We start from the raw sequence: 18,667 nt of genomic DNA on the forward strand, positions 1-18,667 counted from the left end.
CGGGAAGCGGCCGGAGCCCCCGGCCTGCCGGTCTCAGCAGTGGCTGAAATCGGGCTTGCGCTTTTGCATGAACGCGGTGAAGGCTTCCTTGGCCGCGGGGGCCGTCAGCATGCGGCCAAAGCTGGCGCCTTCTTCGGCCATCTGTGCCTTCACGGCGGCTTGCTGCCCACCCTTCATCAGACGCTTGGTCTCGATCAGCGCGCTCACGGGCTTGGCCGCCAGCTTCTTGGCCTGGGCCTGGGCATAGGCATTGACCTCGGTGGGCGGCAACACGCGGTTGACCAGGCCCACTTCCAGCGCGGCCTCGGCCATGAAGGGCTCACCCAGCAGCAGGGCTTCGGCGGCACGGTGGTAGCCCAGCATCTGCGGCAGCAGCAGGCTGGAAGCCGCTTCCGGGCACAGGCCCAGGTTCACGAAAGGCATGGAGAACGCGGCGTTGTCACCAGCGTAGACCAGGTCGCAGTGCAGCAGCAAGGTGGTGCCGATGCCCACGGCCGGTCCGGCCACGGCCGCCAGCAGGGGTTTGGGGAAACTGGCAATGCCGTGCAGGAAGCGGAAGGTGGGGCTTTCCTGCGGCAGGCCCTGGCCGTCCTGGCGGTTCAGGAAGTCGCCGATGTCATTGCCGGCACTGAAGATGGTGGCATCCCCCTGGATCACCACCACGCGCACCGCGTCATCGGTGGCGGCGCTGGCCAGGGCATCGGCCATGGCGCCGTACATCAGTTGCGTGATGGAGTTCTTCTTGTCGACGCGGTTGAAGGTGATGGTGCGCACACCGGCTTCGGTGTGGACCAGGATATCGGTGGTGGTATCGCTCATGGGTAGGCTTCCTGGGGAGAAGGAAAAATCAGCACGCTGCGCAGCCTGGCTGCACACAGCGATGCTTCACTCTTTGTAGTACACGGTCTGGTGCGACGTGGCCAGCAACTGGCCTTTCGCATCCCAGACCTGCGCGGTCTGGTCGAAAAAGCCGTTGCGGAAAGCCTGGGCATCGGCCTGGCCCAGCACATGCTGGTCGCCCTGCGCAGCCAGCTGCGCACGGTCAGCATGGAAGTAGGTCGTGATCGACACCGTGCCCGCCGGCACCCGCCGCGCACGGCGCAGCCACACGCGGGGGAAGAACACGTCGCACAGCGCCGCCAGCGCCGGAAAGTCCAGCGCACGCGGCGGATTGTCGCGCACCCACAGCTGGCTCACGGGCTCGTGCGCACTGTCGTCCCACACTTTGGGAATGGCACCGGTCACCACGCGCATGTCGTAGCGCTGCAGCCATTCCATGGCGCCGGTGGTGTCAAAACGCTCGCAGGTGGCGGGATCGGGCATGTGGGGCGGACGGCCGTCTTCGATGCTGAAAGTGTCGCGCCGCACTGCCGTCACGGCCGTCGCCGTGGTGGTGACCTGCTGCTCGCCGTTCTCGTCATCCTGCAGCAGTACCACCGTCCAGTGCTGGGTGGAGCGGTTGGTGCGCACCGGGGTGGCTTCGATGCGGTAGGGCCCCGCCGCCACCGGGCCGGCAAAGTTCACCGTCAGCGCCACCGGATCGCCCAGGCAGTCCGGGTGCTGCAAGATACCGTGCAGCATCAGCGCAGCGGTGGCGCCCCCGTAGGGGCCCACCATGTTCCAGTAACCGGCGTGGGTATGGCCTTCGTAAACCCCGGGCTCACGCGGCTGCAGCGCCAGCATGGCGTCCAGCGCATGGCCTGGGGTGGTGCTCGAATCTGTCATGTTGCCTCCGTGAACAGATCACCCTGCCCTGCCGCCATCGAGGGCGCAGCAGGGGGGCAATGCTTTGCCACCACTGTAGCGGGTTCCGCCTGGGCCGCCTGACTCGCAGGCGCCACCGCCGAGCCGCCATGCGGTCGCCGCGGCAGTCCCTGCATGTCACCTGCCGGGCCCAGCCACTGCTCCAGCACGGCCGCCGCACGCGGCCACAGCGTAGTAGCCATGTCACGGCGGAAAAACCCGAAATGCCCGATGCGCGGCTGACCGGCATCGGCAGGCCGCACCCGTTCGAGCACCTGGGGGGCGTTGCGGTACCAGCTCAGCAGCGAACGCGTGCTGTTCCAGGACATCATCTCGTCGTCGGTCATCGACAGCGCATGCACCGGATAGCGCACTGCGGCATAGCTTTGGCGTGCACGCTCACCTTCCACGCCCAGGCTGTAGCTGGGGTGCATGCACCAGCGCCGCCACTGCCAGACCACGCCCGCCGGCAGATCGCCAATCAGCCCCAGGCGCTTGCCCGGCAGACAGCCGCACAACGCCGTGATCACAGGCTGTATGCACCACCACCACAGCAGCGCCTTGCGCTTGGTCGGCGGAGCGTTGTCCCGCCAGTAGCCGCTGCCGCTGGCAACGGTCAGCATGCCGTCCACCGGCAGCGCCGGCCGGCACAGGCCCGGCAGCTGCGCCCCCACGCTGTGGCCCACCCACAGCACCGGACGCTGCAGGCCCTCGGCTGCGTCGAGCGCGCGCAGGTGCTGGGCCACGGCCAGGCAGTCCTGGGCCCAGTCCAGCAGATCGGCCTTGGCCTGGCGCAGCGGGCCCTGCAGCGAGGCTGCATGGCCCCGGTAGTCAAAAGTGGTCACGGCCAGACCGCGTGCGGCCAGCCATTCGGCAAACGCTGCATAAAAGGTTTGTGGCACGCCCACGGCCGGCGCCAGCACCACCCGGCCGCGCACGGGCGCGTCGGTGGGCAGGCAATGGCGCAGCGCCAGCCGGGCATCGCTGCCCGGCGCGGCCAGCTGGGCTTCGGTCCACCCGACTGGTTGCAGAAGGGTGGTCATGGCCTCAGACGCTCTCAAAGATGCCGGCGGCGCCCTGGCCGGTGCCCACGCACATGGTCACCATGCCGTACTTCAGCTTGTGACGGCGCAGCGCGTGGACCACGGTGGCCGCACGGATGGCACCGGTCGCCCCCAGGGGGTGACCCAGGGCAATGGCACCGCCCATGGGGTTGACCTTGGCCGGGTCCAGACCCAGGCTGTGGATGACCGCCAGCGACTGGGCGGCAAAGGCTTCGTTCAGTTCGAACCAGCCGATGTCCTGGTGGTTGATGCCGGCATAGCGCAGCGCCGCAGGAATGGCTTCGATGGGGCCGATACCCATGATTTCAGGGGGCACGCCACGGGCGGCAAAGCTGACGAAGCGGGCCAGCGGCGTCAGGCCGAACTGCTTGACGGCCTTCTCGCTGGCCAGGATCAGCGCACCGGCGCCATCGCTGGTCTGCGAGCTGTTGCCTGCCGTCACGCTGCCGCGTGCGGCGAACACCGGACGCAGCTTGCCCAGCGCTTCCAGCGTGGTGTCGGGGCGTGGACCTTCATCCAGGCTGACGGTGCGGGTCCTGGTGATGACTTCGCCAGTGGACAGATCGGGGCTGCGGTCGATGATGTCGATGGGGGTGATTTCGTCGGCGAATTCACCTGCCTGCTGGGCGCGCACGGCACGCAGGTGGGATTCCAGCGCGAAGGCGTCCTGCATCTCGCGCGTCACCTTCCACTGCTGGGCCACTTTCTCGGCGGTCAGGCCCATGCCGTAGGCAATGCCCACGTTTTCGTCGCGCGCAAAGATCTCGGGATTGAACGAAGGCTTGTTGCCGCCCATGGGCACCATGCTCATGGATTCGGCACCGCCCGCGATCAGCACATCGGCTTCGCCCACGCGGATGCGGTCGGCTGCCATCTGGATGGCCGTCACGCCCGAGGCGCAGAAGCGGTTCACCGTCACGCCGCCGATGGGGTGGTCGAACGCCAGGCCCACGGCAATGCGCGCCATGTTCATGCCCTGCTCCCCTTCAGGGAAGGAGCAGCCGATGATGGCGTCCTCGATCGCCTTGGGGTCCAGCGTGGGCACCTGGGCCATGGCGGACTTCAGCGTGGCCACCAGCAGATCGTCCGGACGGGTGTTCTTGAAATAGCCCCGGCCCGAGCGGCCAATGGGCGTGCGCGTGGCGGCAACGATGTAGGCGTCTTGTACTTGTTTCATGGTTCTTGTCTCCTTGCCAATCAGTTGCGAACCGGCTTGCCGGTGTTCAACATGCCCAAGATGCGTTCATGGGTCGTGGGTTGGCCGATCAGGTGGCAGAAGGCCTTGCGTTCCAGTGCCAGCAGGTATTCCTCGGTCACCAGCGAGCCGGCATCTACGTCGCCGCCGCAGACGATCTCGGCAATCATCGAAGCGATCTTGAAGTCGTAGGCGCTGATGAAGCCGCCATCGCGCATGTTCACCAGCTGGGCCTTGATGGTGGCCATGCCGCTGCGGCCCGCCACCGGGAACAGGCGCTTGAGCGGCGCGCGCCAGCCACCGGCAGCCATGGAGCGGGCTTCGTTGATGGCGGTGAACAGCACCTCGTCCTTGTGCGGCACGATCAGGTCGGATTCCAGCAGATAGCCCAGCTTGCGCGATTCGATGGCGCTGGTGCCCACCTTGGCCATGGCCGCAGCAGTGAAGCCCTCGGTCAGGAAAGGCAGCACATCCTTGCTGGTGGACTGGGCCATGTTCTCGGCCGCACGGCGGGCGATATAGGTCAGGCCGCCGGCGCCGGGGATCAGGCCCACGCCCACTTCCACCAGGCCGATATAGCTTTCCATGTGGGCCACGCGGCGGGCGCTGTAGACCGCCAGCTCGCAGCCGCCGCCCAGGGCCATGCCGTGGATGGCCGCCACCACCGGCACCTGCGCGTAGCGGATGCGCAGCATCATGTTCTGCAGCTCGGCTTCGATGCTTTCGATGGCGTCGGCGCCACCGATCACAAAGGCGGGCATGGTGGCTTCCAGATCGGCGCCCACGCTGAAGGGTGCATCGCCGGACCAGATCACCATGGCCTCGAAATCGCTCTCGGCGGTTTCCACGGCTTCCACCAGGCCTTCCATCACCTCGGGGCTGATGGCGTGCATCTTGTTCTTGATGCTGGCGATCAGCACCTGACCATCCAGCGTCCAGGTGCGCAGCGCCTTGGTCTCGGCAATGGTGGTGCCGGCCGTCTTCCAGTCCGGCAGACTGTCTTCGCCCAGCAGCTTCTCGGGGAAGATCTGGCGTTCATAGACGGGCAGCACGCGGCGGGCGACAAACTTCTTTTGAGCCGGGCTCCAGGAGCCTTGGGCGGTGTGCACGCCGCCGGCTTGTGCCACCGGGCCTTCGAATACCCAGCGGGGCAGCGGCGCCTTGGACAGTGCCTTGCCGGCATCGATGTCCTCCTGAATCATCGTGGCCACCTGCAGCCAACCGGCTTCCTGCCACAGCTCGAACGGGCCCTGCTTCATGCCAAAGCCCCAGCGCATGGCCTGGTCCACATCGCGGGCGGATTCGGCAATGGTCTCCAGATGGATGGCCGCATAGTGGAAGCTGTCGCGCAGAATGGCCCACAGGAACTGGCCGGGCGCGCCTTCGGCGTTGCGCAGCAGTGGCAGGCGTTCGGCAGCGGGCTTCTTGAGCATGCGGCCATAGACCTCATCGGCCTTCTGGCCACCGGGCACGTAGTCCTCGCTGTCCAGCTCGAACTGCAGCACCTCGCGGCCCACCTTCTGGTAGAAGCCTTTTTTCGCCTTCTGGCCCAGGTGCCCCAGGTCCAGCAGTTTCTGCAGCACGGCGGGCGTGCCGAAGTTGCCGTAGAAAGGATCGGTCTCAGGGCTCAGATTGTCCTGCAACGTCTTGATCACATGGGCCATGGTGTCCAGGCCCACCACGTCGGCGGTGCGGAAGGTGCCGCTGGAGGCACGGCCCAGCTTCTTGCCGGTCAGGTCATCGACCACATCGAACGTCAGGCCAAAGTTCTCGGCCTGCTTCATCGTGGACAGCATGCCGGCAATGCCGATGCGGTTGGCGATGAAGTTGGGGGTGTCGTGCGCGCGCACCACGCCCTTGCCCAGACCGCTGGTGACAAAGGCTTCCAGCTGGTCCAGCACCTCGGGACGGGTGGTGGGGGTGTTGATCAGTTCCACCAGCGGCATGTAGCGCGGGGGATTGAAGAAGTGGATGCCGCAGAAACGCGGCTTGATAGCGTCGGGCAGCGCCTCGCTCAGCTTGGTGATGGACAGGCCCGAGGTGTTGGATGCCACCAGCGCATGTTTGGCGATGAAGGGGGCGACCTTGGTGTAGAGGTCCAGCTTCCAGTCCATGCGCTCGGCAATGGCTTCGATGACCAGGTCACAGCCCTTGAGCAGCTTCAGGTGCTCCTCGTAGTTGGCAGCCTGGATCATGTCGGCATCTTCGGCCACGCCGATGGGCGAAGGCTTGAGCTTTTTCAGGTTGGCGATGGCGCGTTCGGCAATGCCGCTCTTGGGGCCTTCCTTGGCGGGCAGGTCAAACAGGATGACCGGCACCTTGACGTTGACCAGATGGGCGGCGATCTGCGCGCCCATCACGCCGGCGCCGAGCACGGCGACTTTCTTGACGTTGAATCGGGACATGGTGTTCTGGGTGAAAAGACGCAGCCCCGGCCAGCGGCCGGGCTGCGTCGAAATAGGGGTGTAAGACGGGGAGGCGCGCGGTGCTTACTGCACGCGCACCCAGGTCTGGGTGCGGCCAAACGGGCCGATGGAGCCGCGCACGTCCAGCTTCTTGCCGTCGTCGATGGGGGTCAGGCGCAGGGTGTAGCTCTTGCCGCTTTCGGGGTCGAGGATCTTGCCGTCCTCCCAGACGGTCTTGCCCTCGGCCTTCTTGGCGCCGGTGATGATGGGCAGGCCCACCATGGGCTTGCCCTTGAGGCCGTCCTTGCATTCGGTGCAGACGGCGGCAGGGTCAGCGCCCTTGCGCAGCAGCTTGGTGACATGGCCGCTGAGCACGCCCGCGCTGTCACTGATCTGGATTTCCGATTTGGCTTCGCCGGTCTTGTCGTCCACGCTGTGCCAGGTGCCCACAGGCGTCATTTGCGCCCAGGCGGCAGACATGCCACCAACCATGACCACCACAGTCGCCACCAGTACTTTTACGGTCTTCATATCCAGGTCCTTTCTGTTCGAACTTCAGGATTTGTCTCCACAGGCCGCTCCGCTTTTCGAGGGTGTCGCAGAGCGGCCTCCCCAGTGCATCAGGCCAGTGCGGCGTCGCTGTCCATCAGCGTCTTGCCGCCAGCGCGGGCGGTGCGCATCAGCGTCGCGGTTTCCGGGAACAGCTTGGCGAAGTAGAAGCGCGCCACCTGCAGCTTGGCCACGTAGAAGGGGTCGGTGTTGCCGTCGGCGATGGCGCGCAGCGACACCTGGGCCATGCGGGCGAACAGGTAGCCGAACACCAGGTGGCCGGCCACACGCAGGTAGTCCACGCTGGCGGCGCCCACTTCGTCAGGGTTCTGCATGCCCTTGAAGCCGATTTCGGTGGTGAACTTGGTCATCTGCTCGCCCAGCATGGCCACGGGCGTGATGAACTCGCTCATCTTTTCGTTGACGCCCTCTTCCTCCACCAGCTTGGCGATCAGCTTGCCGAACTTCTTCAGCGAGGCGCCCTGGTTGCCCAGCACCTTGCGGCCCAGCAGGTCCAGGGCCTGCACGCCGTTCGTGCCTTCGTAGATCATGTTGATGCGGTTGTCGCGCACATACTGCTCCATGCCCCATTCCTTGATGAAGCCATGGCCGCCAAACACCTGCTGGCTTTGCGTGGTGGCGATCCAGCCGTTGTCGGTCAGGAAGGCTTTGACGATGGGGGTCAGCAGGGCCACCAGATCGGCGCTGTCGCTGCGCACTTTCTCATCGGGGTGGTTCAGCTCCTGGTCGATCAGCAGTGCGCAGAAAGTGGACAGCGCACGGCCGCCTTCTGCATAGGCCTTGGCGGTCAGCAGCATGCGGCGCACATCGGGGTGCACGATGATGGGGTCGGCCGGCTTGTCCTTGGCCTTGGTGCCGGACAGGCTGCGCATCTGCAGGCGGTCCTTGGCATAGGCCAGCGCGTTCTGGAAAGCCACTTCGGTCAGGCCCAGCGACTGGTTGCCCACGCCCAGGCGGGCCGCGTTCATCATCACGAACATGGCTTGCAGGCCCTTGTTGGGCTGGCCCACCAGCTCGCCCACGGCGTCTTCCATCACAATCTGGGCCGTGGCGTTGGACTTGATGCCCATCTTGTGCTCCAGGCCACCGCAGTAGATGCCGTTGCGCGCGCCCAGCGAGCCGTCGGCATTCACCAGGTACTTGGGCACCACGAACAGGCTGATGCCCTTGGAGCCGGCGGGTGCATCGGGCAGGCGGGCCAGCACGAGGTGGATGATGTTGCTGGTGAAGTCGTGCTCACCGGCGGAGATGAAGATCTTGTTACCGGTGATCTTGTAGCTGCCGTCAGCCTGGGGCTCGGCCTTGGAGCGCAGCAGGCCCAGGTCGGTGCCGCAATGCGGCTCGGTCAGGCACATGGTGCCGGTCCATTCACCGCTGGTCAGCTTGGGCAGGTACTTGGCCTGCAGCTCGGGAGAGCCGTGGGCGTGCAAGGCTTCATAGGCGCCATGCGACAGACCGGGGTACATGGTCCAGGCCTGGTTGGCGCTGTTGAGCATTTCATACAGTGCGGAGTTCACCACAAAGGGCAGGCCCTGGCCGCCGTACTTGGTGTCGCACGACAGTGCCGGCCAACCGCCTTCGACGAACTGCGCATAGGCTTCCTTGTAGCCCTTGGGCGTGGTCACTTCGTGCGTGGTCTTGTCCAGGTGGCAACCTTCTTCGTCACCGCTGATGTTCAGCGGGAAGGTCACGTTGGCAGCGAACTTGCCCGCTTCTTCCAGCACCGCATTGATGGTGTCGGCATCCACGTCGGCATGCTGGGGCATGGCCTGGTAGGCGTCGGTCACCTTGAACACTTCGTGCATCAGGAATTGCATGTCGCGCAGGGGCGGGTTGTAGCTGGGCATGGGTCGGTCTCCTCGGTATATAGGTATGGATCTGGAATGGCGCGGCAGCTCAGGCAGGGGTGATGCCGTAGCGCTGCAGGATGTTGTCAAAGCCGCGCTGGGCGCGCGGCAGGGAATCGGGCATGCGCATGAAGCGCGCTTCGTAGTGCAGCACCAGGATCAGGCCATGCACTTCGAACAGCACCTGGGATTCATCGGTATCGGCGCGCAGGTCGCCGCATTCCTTGCACTGGACAATGGCGCGGCGCAACGCGGCATGCCAGGTGCTGACCGATTCGACCAGGGCATCGCGCACCGGGCCGGTGCGCTCGTCAAATTCGATGGCGCCGCTGATGTAGATACAGCCGGAATCCAGCTCGATGGAGGTGCGCTGCATCCAGTTGGCGAACAGCGCGCGCAAGCGCGGCAGACCGCGCGGCTGGCGGATGGCGGTGAAGAACACCTCATGCTCGAAGCGGCGGTGGTATTCGACCACCACGGAGATTTGCAGCTCCTCGCGTGAGCCAAAATGGGCGAACACGCCGGACTTGCTCATGCCCAGTGCCTGGGCCAGTGCGCCGATGGACAGGCCTTCCAGGCCGATGTGCATGGCCATGTCGAGCGCGGTGTCGATGATGGCGGCCTTGGTCTGCTGGCCTTTGTGGGCCGCGCGCGGGCGGGCACCAGCCACCGGCGGCAGCGGTTGATCGCCGAGCGGGCGGTCATCGGAAACAGAAGTGGGAATGGGCGCGGGAGCTGTCATGGCACAAATAAAACGAACGATCGTTCTATTTTGCGCAAACTTCCGGCTTTCGGAAAGCTGACCAAGGGTAAACACTCAAACCCCGGATCCGCAGACTGTCGCGTTTAGCCGACAGAAAGTTGGTTGGTGCTGGCAGAGGAAAGCCGCACTCCTCTACGAAAAAAGCCCCCGTCCCAGCACGCGGACGAAGGCCAGGCGCTGCCTCAGGCCGCGCTTGCGCAGGCGGGAAGCCTCAGATCAGCATGGCCAAGCTGGCGTCCAGGTGTTCGGTCGGCAGGCGGCGGAAGCCCGTGCGCGCAAAGCGCTGCATGCGGCCCAGCATGAAGGCGGTCAGCACACTGGCGGCCACGTTGGCATCCACCGTCGGGGTGGCGGAGCCCAGGGCGTCGGCAGCCGGACGCAGGCACTGGCGCAGCGTGGATTCGATGCGATCGAAGAACTGGTTCATGCGGGTCTGCAGGCGCTCGTGCTCGAACAGGATGGCGTCGCCCACCATCACGCGCACCATGCCGGGGTTGCGTTCGGCAAACTGCAGCACCACCCCCACCGCGCGGACAGCGCGGCGGGCCCCATCTTCGGGCGTGACCGTGCCTTCTTCCACTTCGCGGGTGACGATCTGTTGTATCAGGGCAAAGACCGACTGCTCGATGAACTCGATCAGGCCTTCAAACATCTGGGCCTTGCTGGCGAAATGGCGGTAGAGCGCCGCTTCGCTCACCGACAGGCTGGCAGCCAGCGCGGCGGTGGTGATGCGGTCTGCACCGGGCTTTTCCAGCATGGCCGCCAGGGCCTGCAGGATCTGCTCGCGGCGCTCGCCTGGCTTGGGACGTTTGCGCGTACGCGTGGTATCAGCGGCAACGGCCACAGGCTCTTCGGTTTCGGCGGGCGGGCAAATCACTTCAGACACTGACATAAGGCATTTAAATGTAACAACGCAGTCATTCTCGCACAGCACTTTTCAAAAGTAACCGCTTGTCATGACTCGCCAATTTCGTTTAGGGCACCGTCTCTCCTTGCACTGCGCACAGAGCCATGGGCACCCCACGAGACCATGGACTCCAGCCTGCCGGCACAGAGACAGCGCTTGCAAAAGCACGCCATCCGCCGCATTCCAGGTCCATGCAACCAGCCGACACCAGCAGTGCACGGCCAACGCTGCCCCAGCGGACATGCAATTCCCGTGCACAGCGGTCACAGCCGCCCATCCCCCGTCGTAACAATCATTGGGGACAGATAAAAAGTGTAGCAGCCCGTACATGCCGCGAGGGCATGAAGAAATATTGAAAGTCTTACTCTGGAAACACCACGGTGACTTGCAGCCCCTGCTGGCCGGCCCCCGGCGTCAGCCGCAGTGCGGCATGGTGGCCCTGGGCAATTTCGTGTGCAATGGCCAGCCCCAGGCCAGAGCCTTCGCCCACCGAGCCCGGCAGGCGGTAAAACCGCTCCAGAATACGCCCGGTTTCGCCCAAAGGCACACCCGGCCCATCGTCCTCCACCTGCAGAAAAGCCTGTGGTTGGCGCCCGCCCAGGCGACGGCGCCCGCAGCGCAGCGTGACCTGCCCGCCCGAGGGCGTGTATTTGATGGCGTTGTCCACCAGATTGGAGAGCAGCTCACGCAGCAGCCAGGCCTGCCCGCTGATGTACACGGCCTCCACCTCCAAGCCCAGGTCGATCTGCTTGGCTGCCGCGCTGTCCCAGAAGGCTTCCAGCAGGTTTTCGCACAGCTCCTTCAAATCCACCCGCTCGTGCGCCTGGGACTGCACATGCCGCGCATCGGCGCGCGACAGGGCCAGCAACTGGTGCGCCAGCTGGGAGGTCCGGCGGGTGGCGTTGCGCAGTTTTTCGATCTGCTCGGTCTGCAGAAACAGACCGGACTGCGGCTGATCAGGTTCGGACCCAGCAGAAGCCGGCCCCAGCCTTTCCGCCTGAGCGGCCATCAGTGCCCAGGCTTCCACCTGTGCCTGCAGCGCCGCCAATGGTGTGCGCAGCTGGTGGGCGGCATCGGCCACAAAGCGTCGCTGGGTTTCGGACTGTGCCTGCACCAGGCCGAACAGACGGTTGAGCGACTGCACCAACGGCCGGACTTCCTTGGGCGAAGTGGTTTCGTCAATCGGACTCAAATCGCGGGGTGAACGGCTTTCCACCGCCTGGGCCAGGTCCAGCAGCGGTTTGAACGCCTTGCGCACCGACCAGTAGATCAACAGCGCCGCCACCACCACCAGCAGCATATTGGGCAGCAGCACATGGGTGAGCAACTGGTGGCGCCACTGCTGGCGCACGTCCGAACCATCCGCCAGGGCGACCACCATTTCACCAGCACCCGCCGTCATGGCGCGCTGCACGGCCACACGGTAGGTGATGCCACCGAACTCCTGGCTGTGGAATTCCGCCGCCGGCGTAGTCGGCACCACCACACTGATCCAGGGATCGCCTGCCAGCACATGGCCATCCAGGTCGGCCACGGCGAAGCCCGTGATGCCGCTGCGGTTGCGCACAAAGTCGTCGATGCTCGGGGACAGGGCCATCAGCGGCTCCATGTCCTTGCCAATGGCCGGTGCCATCACCGAATCGGCCAACTGCGGCAGCAGACGCAGCAAACGCTGGTCATGCTGGCCGGCCGCGGCCTCGGCCGAGCGATAGCCCCACCAGCTGCCCGCGACGGCCAGCACGCACACCGGTAGCACCAGCAGCAGCAGCAGCCGGTTGCGCAAGGTGGTGGTCATGGTGCCGCGGGCCATGGCTCAGCGCTCCATCACCACAGTCAACACCGCAGCGGCCTGCAACGCCGGAGCATGCACTGTCAGGCATGCCCAAAAAACCGCTGTCAATGCCGTGTGTGCGCCTGCGGCGCCATCCTCAGACCAAAATCGCATGGAGCATCCTTGATGCACAGGGTATCGCCGCTTATGGGCAGCCTTCGGATTGCTTGCCGATCGCAACGGTAGCGGCTGATGCCGGCACGCCCACGGCTGCCACCATGCGACGCACCGACCACCACACGGCTGCGCTCAGAGCACTACGTTGCAAAGAGCGGTCCACCTCAGGTGGCAGAAGAATCCACCGCAGCCAGCTCCAGCCGGTAGCCAAAGCCGCGGATGGAGCGCAGCGCCACACCGTATGGCTCCAGCTTGCCGCGCAGGCGAGAGACATAGACTTCCACCGCATTGGGGGTGATTTCCTTGTCCCAGCCGGTCAGCGCCTGCAGCAGCTTGTCTTTGCTGGCAGGCTTGGGCGCGTGGATCAGCAGGTATTCCAGTACCGTCCATTCGCGCGGCCCCAGGTCGATGGGCAGCAATTGCTCACCCAGCACCGGGTCTTTGCTGCGCACACCGGCGCTGCGCCCGGCGGTGTCCAGCTCCAGCGGACCAAAGCTCAGCACCGCCGAAGTGGCCGCCTGGGAGCGGCGCAGCAGCGCACGCAACCGGGCCAGCAGTTCCGGCAACTCGAAAGGCTTGACCATGTAGTCATCGGCGCCCAGATCCAGGCCTTGCACGCGATCCTGCAGGGCATCACGCGCCGTCAGGATCAGGACCGGCATGCCGCTGCTGGCCATGTCCTTGTGCCGCAGACGGCGCGTCAGTTCCAAACCATCCATGCCGGGCAGGCCAATGTCGATCACCGCCACATCAAAGGTTTCGGCCGCCAGCACTTCCAGTGCACGCTCACCGCTTCCCACCCAGTCCACGGCATAGCCCGCGTCGGCCAGACCCAGCTTGATGCCACTGGCCACCATCACATCGTCTTCCACCAACAGCAAACGCATGCTATGCACTCCTGACTCGTCGATCTGCGTCTACGGGGCATGCAACCGCATGGTTTGCATCCTTCCGGGCACCGTCATGGCCACCCTAAAGAGCAAGCACATGTAAAACACGCAACCACGGCACACCGTACCGCAAGTTTCGTTCCTGTTCGGAACGGCGCCAACCCCCACTCCGTAGCGCGCGAGTGTACGCGGCCGGCTATGCGCCTGCAGGGCGGCTTTCCTGCAACCACCGGCCACTGCAGCCCGCATGCTCCACAAAAAACGCCTGCCGGCGCAGTTCAACTGCACGGACAGGCACTTTCAAGAAGACTGCTTGCGACAACGCGCAAGCCTACGCTCAATGGCTGCGAATCATGGTGCCATAAGCCTGATCGGTCAGGATTTCCAGCAGCATCGAGTGCGGTACACGGCCATCGATGATGTGCACGGCATTCACCCCAGCCTTGGCGGCATCCAGCGCGCCGCTGATCTTGGGCAGCATGCCGCCGGAAATGGTGCCGTCGGCAAACAGGCCATCGATCTCGCGTGCAGTCAGGTCGGTCAGCAGGTTGCCCGCCTTGTCCAGCACGCCGGGGGTGTTGGTCAGCAGCACCAGCTTTTCCGCCTGCAGCACGGTGGCCAGCTTGCTGGCCACCACATCGGCGTTGATGTTGTAGCTCTCGTTTTCTTCACCAAACCCGATGGGGCTGATGACAGGAATGAAGGCATCGTCCTGCAGTGCCTTGACCACGCTGGGGTCGATGGCCACGATATCGCCCACTTGACCCACGTCGTACTCCACGCTCGGGTCCTTGTTGTCCACCATCTTCAGCTTCTTGGCACGGATCAGACCGCCATCGCGCCCCGTCAGACCCACGGCCTTGCCACCCGCTTGGTGAATCAGGCCCACGATGTCCTGCTGCACCTCGCCGGCCAGCACCCACTCCACCACCTCCATGGTCTCTGCGTCTGTCACACGCATGCCCTGGATGAACTCCCCCTTCTTGCCAAGTCGGTTCAAAGCGGTCTCGATCTGGGGCCCCCCACCGTGCACCACCACCGGATTGATACCCACCAACTTCAGCAACACCACATCTTCCGCAAAGTCCGCCTGAAGGGCAGGATCGGTCATGGCATTGCCGCCATACTTGATAACCATGGTCTTGCCATGGAACTTGCGGATGTAGGGCAACGCCTGGGCAAGGATTTCGGCTTTGTCGCGGGGGGCGATGTGGGAGATGGTGTCGGTCATGGCAATCAGTTACGCGTCACGTGGGACAATACAAGAAAGGAATCTTCGCATTGTGCCGTAACTGCACGAACTGCATTTCGTAACTGGCAAGATTCAGAGACACATAAGATAGAACAAAGACTGTCCACTGGATAGATATCCACTCCTACGCATGCCCAATACTTCCTTATTTTTTACAGAACTCTTTAGATACGATGCCTTCATTGCAGGAGTTGCATCTCTTATCACCAGTCTTCTTCTCGTTTTTACCAAAAATTGGCACGGCAGTTTTTCAATGGACCACAACAGTGGCATTCAAAAAATGCATACCACCCCCACTCCACGCATAGGGGGTATAGGCATCGCCGTAGGAGTGCTTGCAGGCTTTGCTGCCTCCAGCCATGGTATTGCAGCCGCAGAAAAACGCGCTATTCTTAGCACCATTTTGTTAGCGGGAATGCCTGCTTTTATTTTTGGGCTGTTGGAAGATGTGACCAAAAAAGTGTCCGTTCGAATCCGCCTGCTCGCCACGATGGCCTCCGGCGTTTTAGGCTGGGGCATTACCGGCACCGCCATCACTCATGTGGATATCCCCGGGCTAGACTTTATTCTGGGCTACACAGTTTTCTCAGTTTTTTTTACCGCCTTTGCCGTAGGTGGTGTTGCCAATTCCATCAATATTATTGATGGATTTAATGGATTAACTGCAGGCACAGCAATCATTATGCTTGCGGCATTTGGAATTATTGCGCGCCAGGTCGGTGATATTCCACTCGCCTTTACCTGCATGATCATCGCTGGCGCCGTGATTGGATTTTTCTTAGTAAACTGGCCGCGCGGAAAGATATTTTTAGGCGATGGCGGAGCTTATTTTCTCGGTTTCACCCTCGCGTGGATTGCAGTGCTTCTTCCAGAAAGAAATGCCAGCATCTCCCCCTGGACCAGCTTGCTTATTTGCTCCTACCCCATCATCGAAGTCGGTTTCAGTATCTATCGCAGAAAGTTTTTACGCGAAGCAACCGCAGTCACACAACCTGATGCCGTACACCTTCACTCTTTAGCGAACAAGCGCTGGGCCAAAAAGATTTTCCCTAACGCCTCCAAAACCACACGAAATGGTTTGACATCACCCTTTTTGTGGTGCTACGCATTGATTCCTTGCTCTGCAGCAATTTTCTTCCAGCATAGCAAAGTGTTGACGCTTGCCGCCTTGGTGATCAGTTTTGCAATTTATTTATCGATGTACAACAAGCTGGCTTTTTTCCGTTGGATTCCAAAAAACAGTGCCAGATAATTTTCACTCTTTACTTACCCACTAAGGAGAGCAGCTGTGCCATATAGATGCTTACCTCATCTGAAGATTCTTCCGGAGCCCAAGGTGCAGACTCCTTTGGCATATCCGGATCAAATGGCCCTGCTTTAACCTCTAAAAGCATAGACCCAGGTTCCAAGGCTACGACTGTATGCCATGTTTCAGGATTAATTTCCAAGCCTATAGACATGGTTACACCGTAGCGCTCTGCTCCGAAAATTTGCACATCCTGAACTTCACCTCTATCACTAAACTCGATATAAGCCATTCTCCCTCTCACGGCAATGAGCAACTCTTCTCGTGGGTCTAATGCATGGCGGTGAGGTCTGATATAGCTACCTGGTTCAATAGCATTAAGCAATCTCTGGCATGTTTCTTGATAATTTTGATGGATATTGAAGTGCTGACGTAGTCGTTTACTTTTCTTTGCTTTTTCCGAAATATCAGATATGAAATCAGCAGAAAATATTTTTGTCATTTCAATCTTTCAAAGAATCAATGATCTTTGAGACAGCACGATCAACAGAAAACTCCTGTTCAAAAAGCTGATAGCAACGCACGCTTATATCTACATCTTTATCCAGCTGGTCCAAAAGAAGGGTTGCAGCCCGACTTAAATCATCAATATTATTGCTTTCACATACCTGTCCTACCCGCTCAGAACGGATGACCTCCGCAAGGTCATTTCCCGAATTTATATTCGCAAGCACAGGCAATCCACTTTGCATGTATGTGAGAAATTTCCCGGGAATATTGTGTGTTTTATGCCTAGGATCCAGAGCAACAATTCCTGCAGTACATTGCGAATAAAGATCAGGAATTTCATCTGGGAGAATTTCATCAAAAAATAGCACATTATTCAGCGCTTTTTGCTGAACAATATTTTTTAATCGTGCAGCCTCACTTCCTCTGCCGACAAAAATAAAGCCCACATCGAATCGATGAAGAAATTTTTCCGCAAGCTCAAGGATTGAATCCATACCTTGCGCAACCCCCATATTCCCTGCGTATACAAAAATCTTGCGTCCAGCCAAGTTAGTTTCATCGACTCTCAAGGAGCTGCTTAATTGTGCAGGCTCATCTAGCCAATTCTGCAGCACTTCAATCTTTCGCCCAGGATTTTCAGTCCACCTCTTAAAATATGATGCATTTCCAGGCGTTTGAACACCTATAGTATCAGCAACAGAATATTGGTATTTGGCAATTTTATCAAAAAAATAATAGGGCAATCCTTTACGCATCAATCCCATATCCAAAGCCCATTCTGGGAATATATCTCGAATTATCAAATATCCTTTGCAACGGCTGTTTTTTTTCAAAAAATTAGCAAATGGCGCATGAAATATAGATGGTGCGTACCATACAACACCACCCCATTGCTCTTTCGCCAATGGACTTTTTTGAAAATTCCGACGCATAAAAAAAGGCATGAAAAATTCGCCAATCGTACGTCTTATATAGCCAATATCTTTAGTTTTAGGAGCCCGAAGCCTCAGGATCTGATAACCATCAGTTTCTTCTAATACCCAAGGACTGGAAATTTCTGCAGAAGGCAGTGCAACCGTCAAGGAGTGCCCTTGCCGCGCAAATTCTTTCGAAAGATCCCGTAACTGAACTGCGCCCGAATTTCGCAAAGGAGGGAAAGTGTCGGCGATTAGAACAATTCGCACTGTCCATCCCTCTTAATACTGCTTCCAGACCACACGCTTTACATAGTCGGTATAGCTGTGGATGATCCGCACCACTTTGTCAGACACATTGGGCATGCTGTAGTCTGCAACTTGACGCAGCAGCCGCTCTCCGCGCTTTTGAGTCTGCAAAATCTCCAATCCTTGCAGCACACGCTGCTCTTCCAAGCCCACCATCATCACAGCAGCTTCTTCCATACCCTCTGGACGCTCATGCGCCTCACGCAGATTCAGCGCAGGAAAGTTCAGGATGGATGATTCTTCATTTATAGTGCCGCTATCCGAAAGCACAGCTCGAGCAGATAACTGCAGCTTGTTGTAATCCGTAAAACCCAGTGGCTTGAGCAGTTGCACCAGCGGGTGAAACTGAGCCCCCATAGCCTCAACCCGTTTTTGCGTGCGCGGATGCGTAGAGACAATCACAGGTAACCCGTAGCTCTCAGCCACCTTGTTCAGCACTTGCACCAGCTTGCCAAAGCTCCGGTCAGATTCAATGTTCTCTTCGCGGTGTGTGCTCACCACAAAAAACTCTTCAGGCTGCAAACTCAGGCGCTGTAGCACGTCAGAAGCGTCAATGCGCTCACGGTAATAAGACAGCACCTCAAACATGGGGCTGCCTGTCTTGATCACTTGATCTGGTGGCACGCCTTCGCGCAAAAGGTATTCACGAGCAATGCTGCTGTAGGTCAGATTGATATCAGCCGTATGGTCCACGATGCGACGGTTAGTTTCCTCGGGCACACGCTGGTCAAAACAGCGATTTCCAGCTTCCATGTGAAAGATGGGGATCTTGCGTCGTTTCGCAGGAATCACCGACAGGCAACTGTTGGTATCGCCCAGCACTAAAAAAGCCTCTGGCTGCTCCGCGAGCAAAACCGCATCTATGCTGGCAATGATTTTTCCAATAGTTTCTGCAGCACTCCCTCCTGCAGCATTCAAAAAATGATCCGGCTTACGAATGCCGAGGTCATCGAAAAAAATCTGATTGAGCTCATAGTCGTAGTTCTGCCCTGTATGCACCAGCACGTGCTCGCAATGTTCGTCAAGGCGCGGCAGCACGCGAGAAAGACGAATGATTTCCGGCCGGGTGCCGACCACAGTCATGACTTTGAGTTTCTTCATGGA

Annotated in this window: 16 protein-coding genes; 1 reads left to right on the top strand and 15 read right to left on the bottom strand. The window is 60.8% G+C overall.

What is annotated here, in order from left to right:
- Nucleotides 1–33: 33 nt before the first annotated feature.
- From B3349_RS13145 to argB, 12 genes are all read right to left on the bottom strand, one after another.
- Nucleotides 34–819, bottom strand: a complete 786-nt coding sequence (locus B3349_RS13145) for an enoyl-CoA hydratase (RefSeq protein WP_291589296.1) — start codon at nt 817–819, stop codon at nt 34–36.
- A 66-nt stretch (nt 820–885) separates the two neighbouring features.
- The gene (locus B3349_RS13150) at nt 886–1,725 is read right to left on the bottom strand and encodes an acyl-CoA thioesterase (RefSeq protein WP_414646894.1); all 840 of its coding nucleotides are present in this window, start codon (nt 1,723–1,725) and stop codon (nt 886–888) included.
- On the bottom strand, nt 1,722–2,786 hold the full coding sequence (locus B3349_RS13155; protein ID WP_291589298.1) for an alpha/beta hydrolase family protein: 1,065 nt from the start codon (nt 2,784–2,786) through the stop codon (nt 1,722–1,724). Before B3349_RS13155 ends, B3349_RS13150 begins: the two co-directional genes overlap by 4 nt.
- Nucleotides 2,787–2,790: 4 nt before the next feature.
- Entirely contained in the window at nt 2,791–3,984 is a 1,194-nt protein-coding gene (locus B3349_RS13160) for an acetyl-CoA C-acyltransferase (RefSeq protein WP_291589300.1), read from the bottom strand.
- 20 nt (nt 3,985–4,004) lie between these two features.
- The gene (locus tag B3349_RS13165) at nt 4,005–6,407 is read right to left on the bottom strand and encodes a 3-hydroxyacyl-CoA dehydrogenase/enoyl-CoA hydratase family protein (protein ID WP_291589302.1); all 2,403 of its coding nucleotides are present in this window, start codon (nt 6,405–6,407) and stop codon (nt 4,005–4,007) included.
- Nucleotides 6,408–6,491: 84 nt separating this feature from the next.
- Nucleotides 6,492–6,938: a DUF2147 domain-containing protein gene (locus B3349_RS13170; RefSeq protein ID WP_291589304.1), complete on the bottom strand. Its 447-nt coding sequence runs from the start codon at nt 6,936–6,938 to the stop codon at nt 6,492–6,494.
- Nucleotides 6,939–7,027: 89 nt separating this feature from the next.
- The gene (locus B3349_RS13175; protein WP_291589305.1) at nt 7,028–8,824 is read right to left on the bottom strand and encodes an acyl-CoA dehydrogenase C-terminal domain-containing protein; all 1,797 of its coding nucleotides are present in this window, start codon (nt 8,822–8,824) and stop codon (nt 7,028–7,030) included.
- A 49-nt stretch (nt 8,825–8,873) separates the two neighbouring features.
- Nucleotides 8,874–9,566 carry a TetR/AcrR family transcriptional regulator gene (locus B3349_RS13180; protein WP_291589306.1) on the bottom strand — a complete coding sequence of 231 codons (693 nt, stop codon included), beginning with the start codon at nt 9,564–9,566 and terminating at the stop codon, nt 8,874–8,876.
- A 232-nt stretch (nt 9,567–9,798) separates the two neighbouring features.
- Nucleotides 9,799–10,479, bottom strand: coding sequence for a nucleoid occlusion factor SlmA (gene slmA, locus B3349_RS13185; RefSeq protein WP_291589307.1), 681 nt, complete (start codon nt 10,477–10,479; stop codon nt 9,799–9,801).
- A 376-nt stretch (nt 10,480–10,855) separates the two neighbouring features.
- Nucleotides 10,856–12,289 carry a sensor histidine kinase gene (locus B3349_RS13190; protein WP_291589854.1) on the bottom strand — a complete coding sequence of 478 codons (1,434 nt, stop codon included), beginning with the start codon at nt 12,287–12,289 and terminating at the stop codon, nt 10,856–10,858.
- Between the two features lie 317 nt (nt 12,290–12,606).
- Entirely contained in the window at nt 12,607–13,329 is a 723-nt protein-coding gene (locus tag B3349_RS13195) for a response regulator transcription factor (protein ID WP_291589309.1), read from the bottom strand.
- Between the two features lie 340 nt (nt 13,330–13,669).
- Nucleotides 13,670–14,563 carry an acetylglutamate kinase gene (argB, locus tag B3349_RS13200; protein ID WP_279997767.1) on the bottom strand — a complete coding sequence of 298 codons (894 nt, stop codon included), beginning with the start codon at nt 14,561–14,563 and terminating at the stop codon, nt 13,670–13,672.
- Nucleotides 14,564–14,714: 151 nt separating this feature from the next.
- On the opposite strand from argB, the gene B3349_RS13205 reads away from it, so the two are divergent.
- Nucleotides 14,715–15,836: an MraY family glycosyltransferase gene (locus B3349_RS13205; protein WP_291589313.1), complete on the top strand. Its 1,122-nt coding sequence runs from the start codon at nt 14,715–14,717 to the stop codon at nt 15,834–15,836.
- 10 nt (nt 15,837–15,846) lie between these two features.
- Here the strand turns inward: B3349_RS13205 and B3349_RS13210 are convergent, their stop codons facing one another.
- From B3349_RS13210 to wecB, 3 genes are all read right to left on the bottom strand, one after another.
- Complete coding sequence (locus B3349_RS13210) at nt 15,847–16,332, bottom strand: WbuC family cupin fold metalloprotein (RefSeq protein WP_291589315.1); 486 nt, start codon at nt 16,330–16,332, stop codon at nt 15,847–15,849.
- 1 nt (nt 16,333) lies between these two features.
- A complete protein-coding gene (locus B3349_RS13215; RefSeq protein ID WP_291589316.1) occupies nt 16,334–17,422 on the bottom strand; it encodes a glycosyltransferase family 4 protein in 1,089 nt (362 codons plus the stop codon).
- A gap of 114 nt (nt 17,423–17,536) precedes the next feature.
- Nucleotides 17,537–18,664: a non-hydrolyzing UDP-N-acetylglucosamine 2-epimerase gene (gene wecB, locus B3349_RS13220; protein ID WP_291589317.1), complete on the bottom strand. Its 1,128-nt coding sequence runs from the start codon at nt 18,662–18,664 to the stop codon at nt 17,537–17,539.
- Nucleotides 18,665–18,667 lie beyond the last annotated feature (3 nt).

This window comes from Comamonas sp. UBA7528 (assembly GCF_002479375.1).
GTDB lineage: Bacteria > Pseudomonadota > Gammaproteobacteria > Burkholderiales > Burkholderiaceae_C > Comamonas.